This is a genomic window from Bacillus yapensis, from assembly GCF_005280205.1.
Taxonomy (GTDB): domain Bacteria; phylum Bacillota; class Bacilli; order Bacillales; family Cytobacillaceae; genus Robertmurraya; species Robertmurraya yapensis.
Genome location: NZ_SUND01000003.1, coordinates 151,704 through 173,560, shown reverse-complemented (window position 1 = coordinate 173,560; position 21,857 = coordinate 151,704). Strand labels below are relative to the sequence as shown.

Below are 21,857 nucleotides of genomic sequence, written 5' to 3'. Positions count from 1 at the left end.
TGCAAATTTACTAAACCTTTACAATTCATTAAAACGCTGTTTACAGAGAAGTTTTAATATTAAGCATGTAGGACAAAACAACCACTCTTAGGGGGAAAAAGAAAAATGAAAAGTCTTAAGAAACTAGGTTTATTTTTTATCCTAGCAGCTCTAATGGTATTTGCTGCTGCTTGTGGTAGCAATTCTGAAGAGCCAGAAGAAACAACAGATGGTGGAAATGGAAGCACTGAAGAAACAGCAGAATTAGAAGGCAGTGTTGTTATTGATGGATCAGGTACTGTATATCCATTCATGGCGAAAATGGCTGAAAACTATATGACAAACGCTCAAGAAAATGTTTCTGTTGAGGTTGGTCGTGCTGGTACTTCTGCAGGATTTAAGAAATTCTTAGTTGAAGAAGGCGGAACAGATTTCAATGACGCTTCTCGTGCAATTAAAGATGAAGAAAAAGCTTCTGCTGACGAATTAGGGATCGAAGTACAAGAGTTAAAAGTTGCTTTAGATGGTTTAACATTTGTTATTAACCCAGAAAACGACTGGGCTAAAGAATTAACTGCAGAAGAAGTTAAGAATATCTTCTTAGATAGTAAAGGTCTTAAAAATTGGTCTGATGTACGTCCTGAGTTTCCAAATGAGCCCATTACAAAATTAGGACCAAATGAAAACCATGGAACATATGAATTCTTCTGGGAAAACATTCTTGAAGAGCAAGATTTAGATGCTGATATTAATCTTCAACAAGAGTATTCAATCTTAGTTGACTTAGTATCAAAGGATAAAAATGCTATCGCGTTCTTTGGATATGGATACTATGACAGCAACAAAGATAAGCTTGCAGCTGTAAGTGTTGACTTCGGAAATGGTGCAGTTGCTCCAAGCTTAGATACAATTGGTGAAAGCGAAGAGTTTGGTTATAGCCCATTCACACGCCCGGTATTTACTTATCTTAATGTAAATATGGCGAAGGAAAAACCACAAGTATTAGATTACGCTAAGTACACAATTGAAAATGCTCAAGACGTAGCGGCTGAAACTGGGTTTGCTCCTTTAACTGATGATGAAATTCAAGCTTCACTAGATGCATTAGAAGCATTGAAATAATCAAATTGGAAGATGAGAAGGGATAAAACCCTTTTCGTCTTCTTACACATTTATAAATGAAGGCTCTTTTCTCAAAAATTATTGCTGAGAAAAGAGCCATGTATGCTTTGGTGATAACGTAAGAATTTTGCAATAAATCGCTTCAAGTATGAAAAAACTTCTTCTCATAATAAAAGGGTCAGTTTCTGGAAGGAGAAAATGATTTTGGATAAATCAAAAAGTAAAGATAGAGACAAAAACGTAAGTATTAGAAAAATGATTGAAGAGAACAAACAATCTGTTTCTTTTACCAATATTGTGGAATTACTTATCCCAAAAATCTTATTGGTTATTGCTGTTATCTCAATTCTGACGACAGCTGGCATTTTAATAACATTACTTGCTGAGACAATAGAGTTTTTTAAAGTTGTACCGTTTATTGACTTTTTCACTGGAACGATTCTTAAGCCATTAGGAGATAATGCTCAGTTTGGTGTGCTACCACTTCTTATGGGAACATTAATGTCTTCGGTCATTGCGATGATTGTGGCAATTCCAATTGGCCTAATGACTGCGATTTATTTGAGTGAATATGCGTCGGAGAAGGTTAGAAGAGTAGTCAAGCCGATATTAGAAATACTTGCAGGTATTCCGACAATTGTATATGGATTTTTTGCTTTAACGTTCGTTACTCCGATTTTAAGAGCGATTATTCCAGGCTTAGACCCAACAAATATCCTTAGTCCTGGAATTGTCATGGGAATCATGATCATTCCAATGGTTGCGTCATTATCGGAAGACGCTCTTAGTGCTGTACCGAATGCGATGAGAGAAGGAGCATTGGGACTTGGAGCGACAAAATTAGAAGTGACTTGGAAGGTAGTCGTACCTGCAGCTATTTCTGGTATCGTTGCTTCCTTTGTGCTAGGAATTTCACGTGCTATTGGTGAAACAATGATTGTTACGATTGCAAGTGGAAGCTCGAAGAACTTTAGTTTTGATCTTACCCAATCGATGCAAACAATGACCGCGTATATAGTAGAAGTAACTGGTGGAGATGCTCCTGCTGGATCGACTTTATATTATAGTCTTTATGCTGTGGCAATGACATTGTTTGTCTTTACACTCATTATGAATTTAATCGCCCAGTATATTTCTCGTAAATTTAGGGAGGAGTACTAATTATGAAATACATTGATGCGGAACAAGTACAGAAAAAATTAGGCTCCCGTTTAGTCCTAAATAACTTAGCAAAAAGACTATTTTTTCTTGCGACATTAGTTGGATTAGTAGTTCTCGTTATACTCTTTTATCGCGTTGTTACAGATAGTATAGGGTGGATTGATTTCGATTTCCTTACGAGTAAATTGTCAACAGATGCAGAGAGAGCAGGAATTATGGGAGCCATTTCGGGTACTTTTTGGTTAATGCTCGTTGTTGCCCCAATAACTTTTATATTAGGTGTAGGAACTGCCATCTATTTAGAAGAATATGCGAAGAAGGGACGTTTCCAAGCGTTCATACAAATCAATATTTCCAATCTTGCTGGGGTACCTTCTATTGTTTTTGGTCTTCTTGGATTGACAGTCTTCGTCAGAGGTTTAGGCATGGGTGCTGTCGTGTTGGCGGGTGGATTGACGATGGCACTCCTTGTATTACCTGTCGTTGTTGTAAGTGCACAAGAGGCAATTCGTGCAGTGCCACAATTCTTGAGAGATGCTTCCTATGGGATGGGAGCAACCAAATGGCAAACGATTAAAAATGTTGTTTTGCCTGCTGCTTTACCAGGTATTCTAACTGGGGTCATTTTAGCACTTTCCCGTGCGATTGGAGAGACTGCACCATTAGTAGTGTTGGGAATACCAGCTTTATTGCTTCCTTTACCAGATGGAATCTTCGATAAATTTACGGTTATGCCACTACAAATTTATTACTGGACAATCGACGCGGCACTAGTTGCTGAATACGCAAACCTTGCAGCAGCAACAATTGTTGTACTTTTAGTTCTATTATTCTTGATGAATTCAGTTGCAATCATTATTCGAAATAAGTTTCAAAAGAGATATTAATGGAGGAATGAACAAATGACTGTGATTACACCAAATAAAAATAATTTCGTAAGTGATGTTTCGGGAACTTCATCAGTTCATAATCAAGCAGATAAAAGTACAGTTTTTCAAACGAAGGACCTAAATCTTTGGTATGGGGAAGACCAAGCATTAAAAAGCATCAATCTCGAAATATATGAAAATGAAGTTACGGCGATTATCGGACCATCCGGCTGTGGTAAGTCTACTTTTATTAAAACATTAAATCGAATGGTTGAACTCATTCCTGTTGTGAAGGTTTCAGGAGATATTTTATATCGTGAAAAAAATATATTAGAGAAATCTTACAAGGTTGAAAACTTAAGAACTCATGTAGGAATGGTATTCCAAAAGCCGAATCCATTTCCGAAATCAATTTACGATAATATTGCCTATGGACCAAGAATTCATGGCATACGTAATAAAAAAATCTTAGATGAAATCGTAGAAAAGAGCTTACGTGGAGCAGCTATCTGGGATGAGGTAAAGGATAGACTTCATGAAAATGCCTATGGTCTTTCAGGTGGACAGCAGCAAAGAATTTGTCTTGCCCGCTGTCTTGCGATTGAGCCGGATGTCATTTTAATGGATGAACCAACATCTGCACTTGATCCAATCTCAACATTGAAAATTGAAGAGCTTGTCCAAGAACTTAAAAAGGATTACAGTATTATTATCGTAACCCATAATATGCAACAGGCTGCGCGTATTTCTGATAAAACAGCCTTTTTCTTAAACGGGGAAGTAGTTGAGTTCGACAATACGAATAAAATTTTCTCAAATCCTTCGGATAAGCGTACAGAGGATTATATTACAGGTCGTTTCGGATAAATCTAATTTGAATGGGAGATGTAACCATTGGTGGTACGTGAAAAATTTCAGCTAGACTTAAATGATTTACAATCCAAGCTGCTTGAGCTTGGCCGTTTAGCAGATGTTGCACTAGGAAAATCCATAGTGGCGTTAGAAACGAAAAATATTGAGTTAGCGTTGGAAATTATGGATGGTGACACAGCAGTTGATGTCTTATATGAGGAAATTAACGATTTTGCGATCCTTCTCATTGCCAAGCAAGCACCTGTAGCGATTGATTTACGAAGAATTATTGTTGCTATTAAAATTGCCACTGATATTGAACGTATCGCTGATTTTGCCGTAAACGTTTCGAAGTCAACCATTAGAATTGGGAAAGAAGAGCATGTAAAGCCAATTGTTCATGTGAAGGAAATGTATCAAATTACGTCTGAGATGCTCCAAGAGTCATTACGTGCGTTCAGCGAGGAAGATGTCGTTATTGCGAAAAATGTAGCGGCAATGGACGATAAAGTAGATGATTTATACGGGGAAACGATTCGTGAACTATTAGAAATCAACAGAAATCAACCAGATAGAACGGATCAAATCGTTCAACTATCTTTTGTTGCTCGTTACTTAGAAAGAGCGGCTGACCATGTGACGAATATTGCCGAGAGCATCTTCTACCTTGTCAAAGGAAAACATTATGATTTAAATGACTAATAAAGGCTGTTTTCATAAGGCCAAAATGAAAAGAGGAAGTCTAAACGGACTTCCTCTACTTAATTAGCTTTTTGTTATTATTTTGGCGATTGCTTCATAGTCCATGGAACTATTTAGCTCAAACGTGCCAACCTGAACTTTGGTATGATAGCCATTGTCGATAAGGAATTGCTCGAATTTTTCTTCATTATCTATGACATTGGCTTCTTTTAATTTAGTTGAAATCTCCCCGGTACTCATCCCACTCTTAATTTCAAGAACATAATAAATGGTTTTTGCTTCTTCTTTCTCCGGAGCCTTTGTTTCTACTTTTTGTTCTTCGATTTTTTCAGGAACTTCCTTCGTTTGAGCAGCTGAAAGCTTATTGTAATCATCTTTTGAAATCACAACAAAGCCTTCATCTGTAAGTACTTTTTTTGCATTCTTTACGCTCATGTCAGCTTCCTTGCCAAAGCCACTAATAAAGAGCAATAGTGCAGCAAAAAGAATCCCCATCGAAAATGCTCGTACGCTTCTTTTATTCATAGCGCTCACCTGAAGAAAACTCATTTATGATTGCTTGCACGTCATCTGATGATAAAGAAGATTGTTTGGCAATCTGGTCGATCGTTAGACCCTGCTTGGCTAAGGACCATACTTGATTTTTTAAAATCGCATGAATTTCCTTTTTATTTGAAGGGCTAAATACAGTTGGTGATTTAAACTCACTATCATCAATCAATAGCTCTTCTTCTAAAATCTTAATTTTTCTCTTCAATTGGTACATGTCTTGAATTTGCTGCATCGAAAATTGATCGAGTTCATTTTTTAATTCTTTGTATGGATCCTTTAGAAAAAAGGATAGGATTAATAGTAAAATGGCTAATACAATTAAGCCTGGCATCACATAGTCCATGTTTTTTCACCTCTGATTTTTTGCGAACGTTGTCGATATCTGTTAGTATCTTACGAAGAATATTTTATCATAAAACGACTTTTGACAAAGAAATTTATAAAAACGAGAACATTTGTGTCAGATGTTGCGCAATCGTTTAAAAACCTACTAGCATTTCCACTAAAAAGATGATATTATAGAAAAGTCGTATGTGAAATAACAGTTAGATAGTAGTTTGGAGGGAAATTCATGCGTGTAAACATTACTTTAGCTTGCACAGAATGTGGAGAGCGTAACTATATTTCAAAGAAAAACAAACGCAACAATCCAGATCGTCTTGAGCTAAAAAAATATTGCCCAAGAGACAAAAAGAGTACTACACATCGCGAAACAAAGTAAACAGTGGGAATTTATTTCCTACTGTTTTTTTTATAAAAAAATTTGGTTTTACTTAAAAATGGAGGCATCCATATGAAAGAGAAAAAGCAGATACGTAAACAGATACAGCAGCAATTAGTCGATCTATCCAAACCGGATTACGAGCATTTTTCTTATCAGATTGCTCAGCGATTATTCGCTGAATCTTTTTGGAAAGTGTCTAATACAATAAGTATCACAATATCAAGGATGCCTGAGGTCGATACATATCAAATCATTAGAAGGGCATGGGAAGAGAAAAAAACGGTTGTGGTACCGAAATGTTATCCATCTAATAGGACGATGAAATTCAGAGTCTTAAAAGCTTTTAACGAGCTAGAAAGTGTCTTTTACGGGCTGTATGAGCCAAAAGAAGATGTGACCGATGAAGTTGATAAAAAACATATTGATTTAATGATAGTACCGGGGCTTGCTTTTACTAAGAGTGGGGAGAGGCTTGGATTTGGTGGTGGATACTATGACCGTTACTTGGAAGGGTATGATGGGAAAAAAATCTCCCTTGCCTTTCAACAACAAGTCGTTTCATCACTTCCGGTAGAAAGTCATGATATACCGCTCCAAAAAATTATCACCGAGGAGGAGACCATCGAAATAAATGGATAATTACATATATCTTCTCATTATCGTGATCACAGTAGTCTTAGGCTATTCCTTTCGGTTTTTGACGATATCAGGAAGTATTGCTGCTGCATTGGTTGGAATACTAACGATGTTGGGTCTACATATCCAAGGATTATTTTTACTTGGCGTTTTTTTTGTTACATCAAGCTTCTGGTCGAAGTATAAAAGAATGCAAAAGAATAAAGTAGAAGAAAGGCATGCCAAGGGTTCTCAAAGAGATTGGCAACAAGTAATCGCCAATGGAGGGGGAGCGGCAGTCGCAAGTTTACTTTACTACTTTTCCCCAGAACCAGTGTGGATCTACCTGTTCTCCATTTTTATTGCGAGTTCTAACTCTGATACGTGGGCATCTGAAATTGGCACACTTAGCAAGAAAGCACCCATTAGCATTCGTACTCTTTCAATTGCTGAAAATGGTACATCGGGTGCTATGAGTATTCTAGGAACGTTCGCAGGAGTATCTGGTGCGTTATTAATTGCACTCTTATCCTTTATCCTTTTTGATTTCAGCTACGATTTGGCAATTTTAATTTTTATTTTCGGGTTTCTAGGGAATATCATCGATACGATGTTGGGTGCTTTTTTTCAAGCCTCTTACCAATGTACACAATGTCATACGGAAACAGAAAAAACCGTACACTGTGGTCATAAAACAAAAAAGACTAGAGGTTTCTCGTTCTTAAATAATGATCTCGTAAACTTCTTATCCAGCCTTATAGCAGCACTTGTTGGATTTGTTGTTTATACTTATTTGTAATTCGAAGGAGGAGATTCGATGAGTGATCGTGTCAATCGGGTGGTATTAGTGGGGACTGGTGCTGTCGGTTCAAGCTATGCTTTTGCGTTATTAAATCAAGGAGTAACCGAAGAGCTAGTCCTAGTGGATTTAAATAAAGAAAAATCTGAAGGGGATGCAATGGATTTAAATCATGGTATTACATTTGCTCCTTCACCAACAAAAATATGGTTCGGTGATTATTCAGATTGCAAGGATGCTGATTTGGTTGTTATTTGTGCAGGGGCTAATCAGAAACCAGGGGAAACGAGACTAGATCTTGTAGAGAAAAACACTCGGATTTTCAAAGGAATTGTCGATGAGATTGTCGCAAGCGGGTTTGAGGGGATATTTCTTGTAGCCACCAACCCAGTTGATATTTTAACTTATGCTGTATGGAAGTTTTCAGGCTTTCCGAAAGAACGTGTTATCGGTTCAGGGACTATTTTAGATACAGCTCGATTTAGATTCTTACTTGGTGAATATTTTGATATTGATACGCGCAATGTCCATGCTTATATTATTGGTGAGCATGGGGATACAGAGCTTCCTGTATGGAGTCGTGCAGATGTAGCGGGGATAACTGTCTCTGAATGGCTCGAACAAAATGACCAATATAAGCAAGAAGACTTAGACCAATTGTTTTTAAATGTCCGTGATGCAGCATATCAAATCATCGAACGAAAAGGTGCAACCTATTATGGAATCGCGATGGGGTTAGTAAGACTTACGAAGGCAATTCTACAAAATGAGAACGCTGTTTTAACGGTTTCTGCTTACTTAAATGGAGAATATGGCCATGAAGACGTCTTTATTGGTGTACCTGCTGTCGTTAATCGAAAAGGAATACGAGAAGTAGTTGAGTTGAAGCTTGATGAAGATGAAAAAGCGAAGTTCAATCACTCGGTGAATGTATTAAAGAGTACAATGGAGCCTGTGTTGAAGAAAGATTAAACGGTTGTCATTTTTTTCGGATAAAAAATGGAAATCATCTCAAACTATGGTTATATAGGAGGGATGAAAAATGAGTCGTTTACTTTCGATTATTCTTCTTGCGTTAGGAGGCTATTGGATTCTTCAAAATCGCTTTCGAGTTTTAAATGCTATTTTAGGAATGCGATTCCTACGGAGATTCTTTGTTTCTTCTTTTTTGAGCCTTCCATTCGTGCAAAATAAGTTGATGAAGGCTGTTTTCTCAGGCGGACCGAGGAGTCAAAGTCATTATTAATAATCTTCATAGTAATTTTTAAATAAGCCAACATCAAAAGGTCGATCATGTGATCTTTTGATGTTGGTTTTTGTTTTATGAAGATAGATGAAGTCGTTTGTCCGGTGGATTGAATCATGTCCTTATGACCGCTTCAAGGACGTCCCACGGAATGTGGTTGCCTGGAAACAGCTTATTCTATAAAAAGTGTTGATTTTAATAAGCTAACTTTTTTCTAATCGAATAAAGTTGTATATAATCATAGAGACAAGTTTTATTTGGAGAAATGAAAGTAGGGGAAATGTTGAATACTGAGGACTATGTTTTTTGGAAGTTAGCTAACTTTTTCATTTCCGAACTGGATTATCGATATATTACGTTATCGCAAGATCAGAAGGAATTATGGCTAGAAAAACGGGAAAACAAAGATGCGCAAGTCATACGGTTGCTTAATCATAATATTGATTGGAGCAATTGGTTACAAAAGGATATTGAAAGAACAGTTTTAAACGGAGAGAATATTCGCAAGCAAATGACACGTGGTGAACTAAATCTTCTCAACATCTACGTTACTTCAAATCCACCAGTAGATGATTATGAGTTTCGAATTAATAAGCCGTTTGTTGAGCCAACTCGTAAAAAAACGATTGTTACTTCCATGCTCATTGAGCGGGCTCAGACTCATGAAAAAATTGAGCATTTAGCTAAATTTTTTGGTGCTAATATTAATTTTCGAGACTATGGAGAAGTTCAGGAAGAAGTCATTGAGAGCCTAAAAAGCGATACATTAGCATTGGCGGTTAATAAGGTCAAAAAAGAAAGAGCGTTATTTGATCAAGGTAAACCTTTTTTTACATACATTTTTATAGCTATACAAGTAGTAATGTTTCTCCTGCTAGAACTATTCGGGGGAAGTACAACAACAAACACGCTTATCCAATTTGGAGCGAAGGTTAATCCGCTTATACTTGAAGGTGAGTGGTGGCGGTTTTTGACGCCGATCTTTTTGCATATTGGATTCCTCCATTTAGTGATGAATACGATTGGACTGTATTATATCGGGACTACCGTTGAAAGAATTTTTGGCAGACTAAGGTTTCTTTTCATTTATTTGATCGCAGGCTTCGGAGGTTCTGTTGCTAGCTTTATCTTTAGTCCTAATTTATCGGCTGGAGCGAGTGGTGCAATATTTGGATGTTTTGGAGCGCTTCTTTATTTCGGATTAATATATCCAAAACTATTTCTTCGAACAATGGGATTAAATCTTTTTATGGTGTTAGCGATCAATCTCGCTTTTGGATTTACCGTTTCTAATGTCGACAATGCCGGACATATTGGCGGGTTGATTGGTGGATTTTTAGCTGCAGGAATAGTCCATTTTCCAAAAAAGAAAAAATTACTTATGCAGAGTGGGGCTTTAATCGTAACTTTACTTCTATCAATCGGATTATTACAATATGGCTTTACCCATCCGACAAAAGTGATCGGTGAAGTAGGTGTATGGGAAACGGCTCAAGGGTATATTGAAGGTGAGGAATATGAAAAGGCATATGATTTATTAGCTGAGTTCACCCAAGAGGAAGAGGCATCAGAAGAGATTTATTTTCTTTTATCCTATACTGAAATCAAATTAAACCATTTGGATGAAGCGGAAAAAACATTATTGAAGGTTCTTGAATTAGATCCAAAATTCCATGAGGCTCATTATAATTTGGCCCTTGTTTATCTGGAACTACAGGATTACGAAAATGCCAAGCTCCATGCTGAAAAGGCAGTGGAAATTGAGCCAACTAATAAAAATTATGTTGATTTGCTAAACCAATTTTAATGAGTAGAGATGGTTTTGTCTAATTAAGACGAGCCATCTCTTTTTCGATCGGTAAGTATTATTTTTTTGGCGAATGTCTAAGATGATGAGGAATCTAGGAAATATCATTTGAGGTGGACTATGGAGGAAAAAATAAAAAAGCCTGTACACGAACACATAGAAGAAAACGTAGATTACTTGAAGGAAGCATTAGGGGTAGGAAAAAGCTTTGACGTGCTTCAATTAGATGTAGAATATGCGGAAAGAAAAATGGCTTTTTACTTTATTGATGGCTTTGTGAAGGACGACATTATGCATTTGTTAATGAAATTCCTTGCCAAATTGAAGCCAGAAGAATTAGAGCCTGACGTACTTCATAGGCTTTTGAAAACAGATATTCCTTACGTGGAAGTTGAGACGGTGGATGATTTGGAAAAAGTCGCTGACATGGTGCTAGCTGGTCCAACGGCCTTAGTAGTCGATGGAATCGATAAGGTCATCATGATTGATGCCCGTACTTATCCAGCTAGAGGACCCGAAGAACCGGATACGGAGCGAGTTGTCCGTGGTTCAAGGGATGGATTTGTTGAAACACTTGTTTTTAATACAGCATTGACGAGACGACGAATAAGAGACCGCACACTACGAATGGAATATATGCAAGTGGGGAGACGGTCGAAAACAGACATTGTCATTAGTTATATTGAAGATATTGCTGAACCAAAAATGGTAGAGGAAATAAAAGACGCCATCTCAGCCATTGATACGGATGGCGTACCAATGGCTGAAAAAACGATCGAGGAATATATATCTGGACGTCATTGGAACCCATTTCCTGTTGTGCGATACACGGAGCGGCCCGATACAGCTGCTAGTCACCTTTATGAGGGACATGTCTGCATTCTAGTTGACGGCTCACCAAGTGCGATTATTACTCCCGTCACGTATTGGCATCACATGCAACATGCGGAGGAGTATCGGAACAAACCTGTTATTGGTTCCTATTTACGTTTTGTTCGTTTCGTGGCTGTTTGGGCATCGATTTTTCTATTGCCTTTATGGTATTTATTTGTGATGGACCCAAGCTTACTACCAGATAATATGTCATTTTTAGGTCCCAATGAGGACGGAAGAATTCCCTTATTGCTCCAATTTCTATTCGTAGAAATCGGCATAGATATGCTGAGGATGGCTGCTATTCATACCCCTTCCGCCTTAGCAACCGCACTGGGATTAATCGCTGCTCTTATGATTGGCCAAGTAGCGGTGGAAGTGGGGTTATTGACGAACGAGGTTATTTTGTACTTGTCGATTGCTGCCCTTGGTACATTTGCAACGCCTAGCTATGAAATGAGTCTAGCCAATCGACTTGTGCGAATAGTTTTACTCCTTTTAACAGCGGCTTTTCACGAATATGGACTCGTCATTGGGATAACCTTAATTATTATTTTGCTTGTCCGAATGCAGTCTTTTGGAGTGCCTTATCTGTGGCCGTTTATTCCGTTTAATTTTCGAGCAATGGTTGATGTATTATTTCGTGCCCCGATTCCTCTGAAAAGTCGAAGACCGAGATTTTTACATCCGAAGGACCCAGATCGCTAGAGTTTTCTAGTGAATTTTGTTGAGTACCTCAGAATTTTGAATTATACTTGAGTCGATGAAGGAATAATTTAAACATAATGAGGTCTTGTATGAAAAGCATATATGATATACAACAATTTCTTAAAAGTTTTGGAACGATTATTTATATTGGAGATCGAGTTGCAACGCTCGAGCTAATGGAAGAAGAATTAAAAGATTTATACAAGGCTCAGCTTATCGAAACTAAAGAATTTCAGACAGCAATTCTGATATTAAGACATGAAATTCAAATGTTGAAGGATAAGAAAGAGAAGAGCTGACTGTACATTTGAATCAAGCTCTATAATTAATTAAAAGCGCTTACTTAGGAAGCCAGTATGAAGTAGATAAATCTAAAAATTGTAAATAGATAGAGGAGAATCACTATGACAGAGAAATGGGTAGTAGGAGTAGATCTTGGGGGAACAACAACGAAAATCGCTTTTTTAAATACAACTGGAGACATACTACACAAATGGGAAATCCCAACTGATAATCGTGAAGATGGAAAATATATTACGATTAATATTGGAGAAGCGATTGAGCAAAAATTACAAGAGCTTGGTCAATCGAAAGCGAATCTTCTAGGGATCGGAATGGGAGCACCAGGCCCAGTGGATTATACCAATGGAATTATTTACAACGTTGTAAATTTAGCATGGGAAGATAACTATCCTTTAAAGGCAAAGCTAGAACAGGTCACTTCATTGCCGGTATATATTGATAATGATGCGAATTGTGCCGCTCTTGGGGAAATGTGGAGAGGTGCAGGAGCAGGAGCAAAGGATCTAGTTTGTGTAACTCTCGGTACAGGCGTTGGTGGTGGAGTTATTGCCAATGGAAAAATTGTTCAAGGAATCAGTGGTGCAGCGGGAGAAATTGGTCATATTACTGTGATTCCTGAAGGTGGTGCCCCTTGTAACTGTGGAAAAACAGGTTGCCTGGAAACAGTCGCTTCAGCTACTGGCATTGTACGACTCGCTACGCAGAAGTTAAACGGTGAACCTGAATACCAAGGAAAGTTAATGGAAGTCTTCAAGAATAAAGGAAAAGTAGAGGCAAAAGACGTCTTTGATTGTGCCCGTGAAGGGGATTCACTTAGCTTGGCTGTTATTGATGAAGTAGCATTTCACTTAGGGCTGGTTCTTGCTAATCTAGGTAATTCATTAAATCCTGAAAAAATTGTTTTAGGTGGAGGCGTTTCAAAAGCAGGAGCAATTCTTTTAGACAAGGTTCAAGCCAATTTCGACAGATTTGCTTTTTCACGTGTAAAAGATTCAACGAAAATATCGATTGCTATACTAGGAAATGATGCAGGTGTCATCGGCGCTGCATGTCTAGTTATGAATGAAAATTAATTCGATGATTAAATAAATGCAAATCCCACAGTTTTGTGAATAACACTTAAGTGTTATTCGTTGCTGTGGGATTTTTTATGGTTCCAAAGTGTTGATTTTGAAAATCAACTGCAAAATTGGACAAACTTGAAACCTTTTCTTCCTTCGATCGTCTTATACTTGTGTGGAAAATAATTTACATTACAAAATTTTGCAAAAAATCGGTTTGATCTTTTGTAAAAAAAGTATTAAGATAATCCTTGATTCTTTTAGATATACTAAAAAATGTAAAAAATATAGGGCGTGTCCAAGCAACAAGGGGGGAAATAGATGCGTAAATATGTACCTTCAACCATGTCATTCACAGCAGTGGCCATAGTACTTCTTTGGCTTAAAACGTATATTGTCTATAAAACTAGTTTTGAAATAAATATTGAAAATTGGAAGCAAGAATTGATTCTATTTATTAATCCTTTAAGCTTTCTGATGTTTGTATTAGGGATTAGCCTTCTTTTAAAAGAAAAAAACCGAAAGCGCTATGTTGTAATAACGAGTTTCATCATTTCAGTTGTTCTATTTGCGAACGTCGTGTTTTATCGCTTTTTTAATGACTTTTTAACAGTGCCTGTCCTACTTCAAACAAGTAATATGTCTGACTTAGGTAGCAGTGCATGTGAATTGATGCACCTGAAGGATTTGGTTTATTTTCTTGATTTCTTTCTGTTGCTAGTCATTTTAAAATTCAAACCGACATTTGTGGCCATGCCCAATTATGGAAAGGTTGGAAAAAGAATTTATTTTCTTGTAGCCGTTGGAGTTACCTTTTTGAATCTTGGGTTGGCAGAGACAGAGAGACCGCAATTATTAACTCGTACATTTGATAGAGAAATGCTTGTAAAGAATATTGGTACATACAGTTATCACATCTATGATATATTCCTTCAATCCAAATCCTCAGCTCAGAGGGCTTTAGCGGATGGAAGCGAACTAGTCGATATTGGCAACTATATTCGGGCGAATTATAAAGAACCGAATGAAGAGATGTTTGGTGCAGCTAAAGGGAAAAATATTATTTTAGTTTCCATGGAGTCGACGCAAAACTTTGTCATTAATAATACGGTCAATGGGGAAGAGATTACCCCTTTTTTGAACGAATTTATAAAGGAAAGCTATTATTTTGATAACTTCTATCATCAAACCGGGCAAGGGAAGACTTCGGATTCAGAATTTTTGGTAGATAACTCGTTATATCCTCTAGGGAGAGGAGCAGTATTTTTTACACATTCGCGCAATGAGTTTAGGGCGACCCCTAAAATTCTGAGCGATAATGGATATTATACAGCCTCTCTTCATGCCAATAATAAGAGCTTTTGGAATCGTGATATTATGTATGAATCTCTTGGTTACGAGCGTTTTTATGAGCTTGGTGATTATGAAGTTACTGAAGAAAACTCGGTAGGATGGGGTCTGAAGGATGCTGAATTCTTTCAGCAGTCAATACAGCATTTAAAAGAAATGCCGAGCCCCTATTACGCAAAGTTTATTACTTTAACCAATCATTTTCCGTTTGATTTAAATGAGGAAGATAAGCTGATTGAACCGTACACATCAAATTCCAATACACTAAATGATTATTTTCCAACAGTAAGGTATCAAGATGAGGCTTTAAAGCAATTCATTCAAAGTCTTAAAGATGAAGGATTATATGAGAACTCAGTAATTATTTTATATGGTGACCATTATGGGATTTCGGAAAACCATAATAAAGCGATGGGGGAATACTTGGGAGAAGAGGTTACTCCATTTGTCAGCACGCAACTTCAACGGGTCCCTTTAATTATTCATATTCCAGGGCACAAAGGAAAGACGATTTCCACTGTTTCAGGTCAAATCGATTTGAAACCAACCATCCTTCATTTGCTTGGTGTCGATACAAAAAGAGATATCAATTTTGGAACTGATTTATTTACTAAAGATAAGCTTGAATTTACTGTGTTAAGAGATGGAAGTTTTATCACGAAGGATTATATTTATACACGTGATACTTGTTATGATAAGCGAACAGGGGAGGTCACGGACGGCAGTGGCTGTGAGCCATATTTCGAAAAAGCCAAATTTGAACTGGAATACTCGGACAAGATTGTATATGGTGATTTGCTCCGTTTCTACGAAAATATGAGAAATGGAGAAGCGATAACGAATTTAGATTTGAAGGATTAGATGAAAATACCTGCTTATATGGCAGGTTTTTTGTTGTTTACTTTATGGTCATTTTTTTGATGCTTTCTCATAGTATGTATCGTATTAGGCTTCTACCTAGTTTTCGATATCTATCTTACGCAAGGATGGATATATGGAAGTAAGGAGGCAAAGAGAATGGAAGTACGAGTCCGATCGGGAGATACCCTGTGGTACTATAGTCAATTATTTCAGATTCCATTTAATCTACTCATTGATTCAAACCCTAATCTCAACCCAAATCAGTTAATAATTGGGCGGACAGTTCATATTCCGGGTTTCACAACGCAAACATACACCGTAAAAGGTGGAGATACATTTTGGCGGCTTGCAACAAGACGAAATTTAACAGTAGATGCCCTATTACTCTTAAATCAAAATCAAAATCCGACACAATTGGTCATTGGTCAATCGGTTATTTTGCCACAAAGAGTGATTACGCCTGTTCTGGATAGGCAAATCGAGTACGATTTTTCCACCTTAAGCCGAGATTTGAATGCATTAATGGAGGTATATCCCTTTATACGAATTGAAACGATCGGTCAAAGTGTCTTAGGAAAGCCGATTCAAGAAATACGGATAGGAAAAGGAGAAAAGAAGGTCCATCTCAATGCTTCCTTTCACGCAAATGAATGGATTACTTCAGCTATCTTAATGGCATGTCTAAATACCTTCTTGTTATCATTAACAAATGGAAACTCCATTCGTGGATTCTCACCTCTACCCTTATACGAGACAGCGGAGCTCTCCATTGTTCCAATGGTAAATCCAGATGGTGTCGATCTAGTACTAAATGGCCCGCCTTCAGAGATGCGAGAAGAGCTTGTTGGAATCAATCGAGGAAGTACAGATTTTACAGGCTGGAAAGCTAATATCAGGGGTGTTGATTTGAACAATCAGTTTCCGGCTAAATGGGAGATTGAAAAGGAAAGAAAAGAGGAAAAGGCTCCGGCACCTCGTGACTATCCTGGTGAAACTCCATTATCTGAACCCGAGACCATCGCTATGGCTAATTTAGCACGTGTACGACAGTTTGATAGGCTCCTTGCGATTCACACCCAAGGAGAGGAATTCTATTGGGGATATGAAGGGATGGAGCCAAGTGAATCGATCCTTCTTGCGCAGGAATTTGAACGTGTGAGTGGTTATCAGTCTGTACGCTATATTGATAGCTATGCCGGCTATAAAGACTGGTTTATCCAAGAGTTTCGCAAACCAGGATTTACGATAGAGCTTGGATTAGGGATCAATCCTTTGCCACTTTCCCAATTCGATGAAATCTATGATGAATTTTTCGGGATATTCTTGGCATCAATATATATGTAAATTTGAGAAAGCCGTTATTGCGGCTTTTTTTGATGAAATATAGGTCTCTTGGTTCATTTATTTCCGAGGGAATCTTGTTAATATACATCTAAAGTTACAAAAAAGACATTTTTGAAATATTTTTGAAACATTTATGTAAAATTGTCGTATTATTAGTATAGATGCTTTATGGACGGAGGTGGATGAGTGAGAGGAATGCAAAAAAATGTATTACCGGCAGAGATGACAATATTTCTGTTTTTAGGTATTTTTACCCTATTATTGATATTGGAAGGATGTCAAAGAGACGATGAAAATGAAAAAGATGAAACAAAAACTTCCGACTCGTCCCCTAAACAAGAGACCAGTGTAGAGGAGAAAGAAGAAGTAATATCAACAGACAGAATTGCCCCTATACAAGTGAAAGATGGTGTATTTCAAACCATTAGTGGTTGGGCAGACAATGAGCACGTTTTATACATATTAGAGGGTAGTTCTGGGGCAAATGTGTATTCTCATAGTATTAAAAATGGATCAGATAATCTACTCTTTGAAAGTGAATCTCCGATTGTGTCCGTTATGATAAGTCCATCAAAAGAATACTTCATCGTCCATTCAGCTCCTTCTACGAATGAAGCTTTACTAACTGTTCTTACATTAAATGGAGAACCCGTAATGGAAAAAAGCATTCCTTCTTCAGAACTAAGTATCGAATGGAATCCGTTTGACGACTCATCTATCCTCATTACATCCTTTACAGAGGATTGGGATTTTACCGTTTGGGAAATGGATTTGATGCAATCATCCATGACCGAAGTGGCTATGCCTCAGCCTTTTGGATATTGGCTATCAAAAGAGAAGCTCCTGTATTTGGACTGGAATATCGAGGAGCCTTCACTGTATGCAGATGCCAAGAAATTTGATTTGGAAACAGGCGCCAGTAATGATTATTTAGCCGAAATTTTTCAAGTTGATTCGTTTGGGGATGTTTCTGTGGCTGTCGGAGCAGATGAGCTAGATGAGAAAAAAGCTCGCTACACTTTTTATCAAGATACAAATGAGATTTTTTCATTTGAAACTCCCCATCTCTCGAGATATTCGGATTGGCTAGTTCCTTATTACGACTATAATGAAAAAACGAATACCTTTTTGACGTATCAGCCTTTGTATTCGACAGAGGCAGATGTTTACCAGGAAGGCTTTCAATTAGTTTCTTATCAATTGGATAGCGGAGAGAATGAGGTTCTGTTTGATGGAATGGAGAACACGCCAATAAGCTGCTCTCCAGATGGACAAAAATGTTTGAGCGGATATTATTTGGAAAAGTTGATTGATATTGAATCGAAAAAAATAATAACTCTGGTAAATGAAAAAAAGGACTGAGCGTTTCAGTCCTTTTTAACATGATTTTTTTAGTGTAAAGCAGGGTATCCGCTGTTAATTACAGTCATAACAGTAAACCATCCAAAAACAAGAAATGAACCTCCGCCAAACAGTATGCCAAGAACATTTTTGTTTTTTAATGCTGAAAATGTACCGTATCCTGCGAATAAGGTTACTAAAGCAAAAATGATTACTAATCCCATTTTATAGCCCCCTTTATGTCATAATCATCGGTTAACTTCGCATTCAGGCATTACACCCGTATGTATGATTGATCAATAATGATTGCATTCGTTACTATTTTAAAGCTTTTCTGAATGTTTGTCGAGGTTTAAAAATGACACTTCTATGTCATTGTGCTTCAAGAGATATTAGAATTGTGAAAATGCATACATTTTGTGTAATATAGAATTAGTATTTCTTTTTCAGGAGGTGGGCATTCATGAATTGGGAACAAATCCCTTTAGGCCCTTTACAAACGAATTGTTACATAGTTGCAGATTATAAGAAAAATTGCTTAATCTTTGATCCAGGCGAAGAGGGTAAAAAATTGATAAACCGTCTTGAGCAAAGAAAGCTTAAGCCGCAGGCCATCCTTTTAACTCATGCCCATTTTGATCATATTGGCGCAGTAGATGATATTCGAGATAAATATAACATCCCTGTTTATATTCATACGAATGAAAAGAATTGGTTGATGGATCCTTCTCTTAATGGTTCTCAATTTTTTATGATGGGACAAATTAAAGCGAAGCAGGCGGATCAATTGATTACTTCTGAGGGTGAAATGACAGTAGGAGATTTTACGTTCGAAGTATTTGAAACTCCTGGGCATTCACCTGGTAGTGTCTCCTTCTATTTTAAAAATGATGGATTTGTCGTAGCGGGTGACGCATTATTTCAAGGAAGTATCGGTAGAACGGATCTACCTGGCGGAAATCATGAGGTTTTGATCAGCAGCATTCATAAAAAATTGTTAGTCCTACCAGAGGAAACGATTGTGCTATCTGGTCATGGAGAGACAACAACAATTGAAAATGAGATGGATTCGAATCCGTTTTTGAATGGATTTTAAAGGAACAAATAGAAAAGCCCTTCTCAAAAGAGAAGGGCTTTTCTGGGGGATGTTCTATTCATTCAATGGGAGGGGATAAGTTTTAGCTACTACTTTTAGGATAGTACAAAGTTTCCACTATGTCAATAGTGGAAAATAGAAAAGGAGAACTTATGAAAGCATATTTAAAGGAGAAAATCCTGTCTCAGCCTAGTAAAATGATTACGTACGCGACTTTTATTAGCGACGCTCTGTACCATCCAAAATGGGGCTATTATATAAAACAAGGGGAAAAAGTAGGAAGACGCGGAGATTTTATTACGACAAGTAATATATCCGATATTTATGGAAGAATCATGGCCAAGTGGTTTTTGAAGTTGATGAAGGAATATGACTTGCCAGCAAAGATTTGTGAAATTGGAGCAGGAAATGGTCGTTTTGCTGCAGCCTTCCTTGATGAATGGTCAAAAAACACGAGCGAGCTATTGCAATATTTTATCGTCGAGGAAAGTCCATATCATCGAGAGTTGCAAAAAGAAATACTTCCAATCGGCGAGCAAATCTTTCAGGTTGAGAATCTTGAAGAGTTGAAACCTTTCACAGGCCTAGTCTTTTCTAATGAGTTGTTTGATGCACTTCCTGTTCATGTCGTAGAAAAGAAGAATGGAACAATGATGGAGGTCATGGTATCTGTTGAAAACGATCAGTTTGTAGAGAAATATGTATTGTTGGAAAATAACGATATTGAACAGTTTTTGAGAGAAAGTAATTTAACACTGGCCGAAAATCAGCGAATTGAAATCCCATTAGCGATGGAAGAGCTAGTTCAGCGAATTTCGCAAATGCTAGAACGAGGATTAGTGATATCCGTAGATTATGGATATACGGATGAAGAATGGATGGAGCCTATTCATCGAGACGGAAGCTTAAGAGGTTATTACAAGCACGAACAGGTACATAATGTTTTGCAGGAGCCTGGTGAGATGGATATTACCAGCCATATTCATTTTGATGGATTGATTCGTTCAGGAGAAAAAGAAGGCTTATGCTTTGTTAGTAAGCAACGGCAAGATGAGTTTTTCCTATCGATTGGGCTATTACAGGAATTAGAAGACCATTATGACCCGAATCCTTTTTCAGAAGTGAGTCGCAGAAATCGTGCGATTAGAAGTCTTATTCTTCCTTCAGGCATGAGCTCGCTGTTCCATGTGTGCATTCAGAAAAAGGGTATATAAAAAAGCGATGGAGTTCCATCGCTTTTTTATATTAAGTATAGATGAGTTCTGACGTGCTTATTAATGTCCCACTCCTGGAGTCATGAGGAATGTTGTATAGTATGTAAATCCTATGAAGAAGACAGTTAAATATGCTCCAAAAACATAAATATACATACGTTCAGTTAGCTTTAAGTAGCTAAGCAATACAAAAAATCCTGTTTGACCAAAGAAAACTAGAGACATCGTGTACATATCGCCTAGGTAGAACATCACGGCGAAGATACCAGTCCAGAAGCCCATTACTCTGTACATACGATCCATATGTTTTCCCTCCTTTTTCCTGCGAGTCCATCACTTTCATATTATAAAGTAAACGGCAACAAAAAGTAAATAATAGTTTGAATTTCTACTTTGCAACTAATGCGTGATAAGAACAAGAACTGCATCCATCAAGCATATTTTCTTTTTCGATTAATTCCACTTTATCAAATAATGATTCAAACATTCCTTTTAAAAATTCATAATGTGTCGTACATACCGTTTCTGTATGCTCATGAGCCAACTCTTTGAATGGACAATTAAAAATTTGAAAATAAATCTTTGAATAGTCGTCGTTTGCTTCAAATTCAGGATAAAAGCCTGCCATTGTCGCAGCATTTTTTAGAATAGTTAACTTCTGTTCAAAAGATAGGTCCTCTTGGCTTTGATTTCTGGATATGTCTTGATTGATTAATTCAGCCCCGAATTTTTTACCAGTCGTAAATAAAGCTTGCTTGCCTTCGTCACCTAAAGAGATAAATGTCTCAATGGCAATTTTGGAGAGCAATTGATAATCTCTGAATGGAAAGTTTAATTGGATTACATCATCGGAAAGTCGATAAAGTCTACTTGGTCTTCCACCTTTACCTGTTTTCTTCGTTTCAGAAATAAGCATATTGACATCTTCTAGCTTTGTTAGGTGTAATCTCGCTACGTTTGGATGGATCTCAAAGTGATCAGCAATCTCTTGAACGGTTACGTCTTGATGTCTTTTGGTAATGTACTGATAAATATAGTAACGGGTTGGATCAGATAGTACGTTCGTGATTTTTAGTGTCTTCTCCATATTATTCACCTCAGGGCCGCATAATTTTATTCCATTATAATACAGGGGATAGAGGTTAACACTGTAATCACTATAAGTTTAGAAAATGTTCACATTTAAATGGCGAATTATTGAACATCCTTAGGTTTTGAAGGTATTCGCAGGTTATGATAGGAAAAATGTGGGCAATTTTCGAACATTATGTGTCTAAG

The 21,857-nt window shown here is 37.3% G+C and carries 24 protein-coding genes; 19 read left to right on the top strand and 5 right to left on the bottom strand.

Going from position 1 to position 21,857, the window contains the following annotated elements; all coding sequences use genetic code 11:
* The first annotated feature begins 105 nt into the window (after positions 1 to 105).
* The 5 genes from FAR12_RS05220 to phoU all read left to right on the top strand — a co-directional run bounded on the left by FAR12_RS05220 (position 106) and on the right by phoU (position 4,685).
* The gene (locus FAR12_RS05220; protein ID WP_126407056.1) at positions 106 to 1,101 is read left to right on the top strand and encodes a PstS family phosphate ABC transporter substrate-binding protein; all 996 of its coding nucleotides are present in this window, start codon (positions 106 to 108) and stop codon (positions 1,099 to 1,101) included.
* Positions 1,102 to 1,356: 255 nt separating this feature from the next.
* Complete coding sequence (gene pstC / locus FAR12_RS05215; RefSeq protein ID WP_246010303.1) at positions 1,357 to 2,262, top strand: phosphate ABC transporter permease subunit PstC; 906 nt, start codon at positions 1,357 to 1,359, stop codon at positions 2,260 to 2,262.
* A 2-nt stretch (positions 2,263 to 2,264) separates the two neighbouring features.
* A complete protein-coding gene (pstA, locus tag FAR12_RS05210; RefSeq protein WP_126407052.1) occupies positions 2,265 to 3,149 on the top strand; it encodes a phosphate ABC transporter permease PstA in 885 nt (294 codons plus the stop codon).
* A gap of 15 nt (positions 3,150 to 3,164) precedes the next feature.
* Positions 3,165 to 3,998: a phosphate ABC transporter ATP-binding protein PstB gene (gene pstB / locus FAR12_RS05205; RefSeq protein ID WP_126407050.1), complete on the top strand. Its 834-nt coding sequence runs from the start codon at positions 3,165 to 3,167 to the stop codon at positions 3,996 to 3,998.
* 27 nt (positions 3,999 to 4,025) lie between these two features.
* Complete coding sequence (gene phoU / locus FAR12_RS05200; protein WP_126407048.1) at positions 4,026 to 4,685, top strand: phosphate signaling complex protein PhoU; 660 nt, start codon at positions 4,026 to 4,028, stop codon at positions 4,683 to 4,685.
* A gap of 63 nt (positions 4,686 to 4,748) precedes the next feature.
* Here phoU and FAR12_RS05195 read toward each other — a convergent pair whose 3' ends face one another.
* Entirely contained in the window at positions 4,749 to 5,210 is a 462-nt protein-coding gene (locus FAR12_RS05195; RefSeq protein WP_170972107.1) for an endolytic transglycosylase MltG, read from the bottom strand.
* Positions 5,203 to 5,580 carry a hypothetical protein gene (locus tag FAR12_RS05190; RefSeq protein ID WP_126407044.1) on the bottom strand — a complete coding sequence of 126 codons (378 nt, stop codon included), beginning with the start codon at positions 5,578 to 5,580 and terminating at the stop codon, positions 5,203 to 5,205. The genes FAR12_RS05195 and FAR12_RS05190 overlap by 8 nt, the downstream gene beginning before the upstream one ends.
* Before the next feature lie 228 nt (positions 5,581 to 5,808).
* Here FAR12_RS05190 and rpmG point away from each other — a divergent pair, with 228 nt between their 5' ends.
* From rpmG to FAR12_RS05130, 12 genes are all read left to right on the top strand, one after another.
* On the top strand, positions 5,809 to 5,958 hold the full coding sequence (rpmG, locus tag FAR12_RS05185; RefSeq protein WP_019154508.1) for a 50S ribosomal protein L33: 150 nt from the start codon (positions 5,809 to 5,811) through the stop codon (positions 5,956 to 5,958).
* 72 nt (positions 5,959 to 6,030) lie between these two features.
* A complete protein-coding gene (locus FAR12_RS05180) occupies positions 6,031 to 6,600 on the top strand; it encodes a 5-formyltetrahydrofolate cyclo-ligase (protein ID WP_126407042.1) in 570 nt (189 codons plus the stop codon).
* Positions 6,593 to 7,375: a DUF92 domain-containing protein gene (locus tag FAR12_RS05175; protein WP_126407040.1), complete on the top strand. Its 783-nt coding sequence runs from the start codon at positions 6,593 to 6,595 to the stop codon at positions 7,373 to 7,375. Before FAR12_RS05180 ends, FAR12_RS05175 begins: the two co-directional genes overlap by 8 nt.
* An 18-nt stretch (positions 7,376 to 7,393) precedes the next feature.
* Positions 7,394 to 8,347 (top strand): L-lactate dehydrogenase, encoded by a 954-nt coding sequence (locus FAR12_RS05170; RefSeq protein ID WP_126407038.1) that lies wholly within the window; start codon positions 7,394 to 7,396, stop codon positions 8,345 to 8,347.
* Positions 8,348 to 8,417: 70 nt separating this feature from the next.
* On the top strand, positions 8,418 to 8,621 hold the full coding sequence (locus FAR12_RS05165) for a hypothetical protein (protein WP_126407036.1): 204 nt from the start codon (positions 8,418 to 8,420) through the stop codon (positions 8,619 to 8,621).
* 280 nt (positions 8,622 to 8,901) lie between these two features.
* Positions 8,902 to 10,428 carry a rhomboid family intramembrane serine protease gene (locus FAR12_RS05160; protein ID WP_126407423.1) on the top strand — a complete coding sequence of 509 codons (1,527 nt, stop codon included), beginning with the start codon at positions 8,902 to 8,904 and terminating at the stop codon, positions 10,426 to 10,428.
* A gap of 120 nt (positions 10,429 to 10,548) precedes the next feature.
* Positions 10,549 to 12,009, top strand: coding sequence for a spore germination protein (locus tag FAR12_RS05155; RefSeq protein ID WP_126407034.1), 1,461 nt, complete (start codon positions 10,549 to 10,551; stop codon positions 12,007 to 12,009).
* A gap of 89 nt (positions 12,010 to 12,098) precedes the next feature.
* Positions 12,099 to 12,308 (top strand): YqgQ family protein, encoded by a 210-nt coding sequence (locus tag FAR12_RS05150; protein WP_126407032.1) that lies wholly within the window; start codon positions 12,099 to 12,101, stop codon positions 12,306 to 12,308.
* Between the two features lie 105 nt (positions 12,309 to 12,413).
* Positions 12,414 to 13,385 (top strand): ROK family glucokinase, encoded by a 972-nt coding sequence (locus FAR12_RS05145; protein ID WP_126407030.1) that lies wholly within the window; start codon positions 12,414 to 12,416, stop codon positions 13,383 to 13,385.
* Positions 13,386 to 13,694: 309 nt separating this feature from the next.
* The gene (locus tag FAR12_RS05140; protein WP_126407028.1) at positions 13,695 to 15,584 is read left to right on the top strand and encodes an LTA synthase family protein; all 1,890 of its coding nucleotides are present in this window, start codon (positions 13,695 to 13,697) and stop codon (positions 15,582 to 15,584) included.
* A 156-nt stretch (positions 15,585 to 15,740) separates the two neighbouring features.
* Positions 15,741 to 16,928, top strand: a complete 1,188-nt coding sequence (locus tag FAR12_RS05135; RefSeq protein WP_126407026.1) for a M14 family metallopeptidase — start codon at positions 15,741 to 15,743, stop codon at positions 16,926 to 16,928.
* A 195-nt stretch (positions 16,929 to 17,123) separates the two neighbouring features.
* On the top strand, positions 17,124 to 18,290 hold the full coding sequence (locus tag FAR12_RS05130; protein ID WP_342772285.1) for a YqgU-like beta propeller domain-containing protein: 1,167 nt from the start codon (positions 17,124 to 17,126) through the stop codon (positions 18,288 to 18,290).
* A gap of 29 nt (positions 18,291 to 18,319) precedes the next feature.
* Here FAR12_RS05130 and FAR12_RS05125 read toward each other — a convergent pair whose 3' ends face one another.
* Entirely contained in the window at positions 18,320 to 18,493 is a 174-nt protein-coding gene (locus tag FAR12_RS05125) for a DUF2759 domain-containing protein (RefSeq protein ID WP_126407022.1), read from the bottom strand.
* Between the two features lie 239 nt (positions 18,494 to 18,732).
* Here FAR12_RS05125 and FAR12_RS05120 point away from each other — a divergent pair, with 239 nt between their 5' ends.
* Positions 18,733 to 19,365: an MBL fold metallo-hydrolase gene (locus tag FAR12_RS05120; RefSeq protein ID WP_126407020.1), complete on the top strand. Its 633-nt coding sequence runs from the start codon at positions 18,733 to 18,735 to the stop codon at positions 19,363 to 19,365.
* Positions 19,366 to 19,517: 152 nt separating this feature from the next.
* Positions 19,518 to 20,579, top strand: a complete 1,062-nt coding sequence (locus FAR12_RS05115; protein ID WP_126407018.1) for a class I SAM-dependent methyltransferase — start codon at positions 19,518 to 19,520, stop codon at positions 20,577 to 20,579.
* A 60-nt stretch (positions 20,580 to 20,639) separates the two neighbouring features.
* Here FAR12_RS05115 and FAR12_RS05110 read toward each other — a convergent pair whose 3' ends face one another.
* Positions 20,640 to 20,882 carry a DUF2626 domain-containing protein gene (locus FAR12_RS05110; protein ID WP_126407016.1) on the bottom strand — a complete coding sequence of 81 codons (243 nt, stop codon included), beginning with the start codon at positions 20,880 to 20,882 and terminating at the stop codon, positions 20,640 to 20,642.
* Between the two features lie 85 nt (positions 20,883 to 20,967).
* Positions 20,968 to 21,666 carry a helix-turn-helix transcriptional regulator gene (locus FAR12_RS05105; protein ID WP_126407014.1) on the bottom strand — a complete coding sequence of 233 codons (699 nt, stop codon included), beginning with the start codon at positions 21,664 to 21,666 and terminating at the stop codon, positions 20,968 to 20,970.
* Between the last annotated feature and the right edge of the window lie 191 nt (positions 21,667 to 21,857).

Excerpts from the sequence above, each read along its gene's own strand:
- FAR12_RS05220 (WP_126407056.1), top strand. The coding sequence starts at position 106 with ATGAAAAGTCTTAAGAAACTAGGTTTATTTTTTATCCTAGCAGCTCTA.
- pstC (WP_246010303.1), top strand. The coding sequence starts at position 1,357 with ATGATTGAAGAGAACAAACAATCTGTTTCTTTTACCAATATTGTGGAA.
- pstA (WP_126407052.1), top strand. The coding sequence starts at position 2,265 with ATGAAATACATTGATGCGGAACAAGTACAGAAAAAATTAGGCTCCCGT.
- pstB (WP_126407050.1), top strand. The coding sequence starts at position 3,165 with ATGACTGTGATTACACCAAATAAAAATAATTTCGTAAGTGATGTTTCG.
- FAR12_RS05195 (WP_170972107.1), bottom strand. The coding sequence starts at position 5,210 with ATGAATAAAAGAAGCGTACGAGCATTTTCGATGGGGATTCTTTTTGCT.
- FAR12_RS05190 (WP_126407044.1), bottom strand. The coding sequence starts at position 5,580 with ATGGACTATGTGATGCCAGGCTTAATTGTATTAGCCATTTTACTATTA.
- rpmG (WP_019154508.1), top strand. The coding sequence starts at position 5,809 with ATGCGTGTAAACATTACTTTAGCTTGCACAGAATGTGGAGAGCGTAAC.
- FAR12_RS05180 (WP_126407042.1), top strand. The coding sequence starts at position 6,031 with ATGAAAGAGAAAAAGCAGATACGTAAACAGATACAGCAGCAATTAGTC.
- FAR12_RS05175 (WP_126407040.1), top strand. The coding sequence starts at position 6,593 with ATGGATAATTACATATATCTTCTCATTATCGTGATCACAGTAGTCTTA.
- FAR12_RS05170 (WP_126407038.1), top strand. The coding sequence starts at position 7,394 with ATGAGTGATCGTGTCAATCGGGTGGTATTAGTGGGGACTGGTGCTGTC.
- FAR12_RS05165 (WP_126407036.1), top strand. The coding sequence starts at position 8,418 with ATGAGTCGTTTACTTTCGATTATTCTTCTTGCGTTAGGAGGCTATTGG.
- FAR12_RS05160 (WP_126407423.1), top strand. The coding sequence starts at position 8,902 with ATGTTGAATACTGAGGACTATGTTTTTTGGAAGTTAGCTAACTTTTTC.
- FAR12_RS05155 (WP_126407034.1), top strand. The coding sequence starts at position 10,549 with ATGGAGGAAAAAATAAAAAAGCCTGTACACGAACACATAGAAGAAAAC.
- FAR12_RS05150 (WP_126407032.1), top strand. The coding sequence starts at position 12,099 with ATGAAAAGCATATATGATATACAACAATTTCTTAAAAGTTTTGGAACG.
- FAR12_RS05145 (WP_126407030.1), top strand. The coding sequence starts at position 12,414 with ATGACAGAGAAATGGGTAGTAGGAGTAGATCTTGGGGGAACAACAACG.
- FAR12_RS05140 (WP_126407028.1), top strand. The coding sequence starts at position 13,695 with ATGCGTAAATATGTACCTTCAACCATGTCATTCACAGCAGTGGCCATA.
- FAR12_RS05135 (WP_126407026.1), top strand. The coding sequence starts at position 15,741 with ATGGAAGTACGAGTCCGATCGGGAGATACCCTGTGGTACTATAGTCAA.
- FAR12_RS05130 (WP_342772285.1), top strand. The coding sequence starts at position 17,124 with ATGCAAAAAAATGTATTACCGGCAGAGATGACAATATTTCTGTTTTTA.
- FAR12_RS05125 (WP_126407022.1), bottom strand. The coding sequence starts at position 18,493 with ATGGGATTAGTAATCATTTTTGCTTTAGTAACCTTATTCGCAGGATAC.
- FAR12_RS05120 (WP_126407020.1), top strand. The coding sequence starts at position 18,733 with ATGAATTGGGAACAAATCCCTTTAGGCCCTTTACAAACGAATTGTTAC.
- FAR12_RS05115 (WP_126407018.1), top strand. The coding sequence starts at position 19,518 with ATGAAAGCATATTTAAAGGAGAAAATCCTGTCTCAGCCTAGTAAAATG.
- FAR12_RS05110 (WP_126407016.1), bottom strand. The coding sequence starts at position 20,882 with ATGGATCGTATGTACAGAGTAATGGGCTTCTGGACTGGTATCTTCGCC.
- FAR12_RS05105 (WP_126407014.1), bottom strand. The coding sequence starts at position 21,666 with ATGGAGAAGACACTAAAAATCACGAACGTACTATCTGATCCAACCCGT.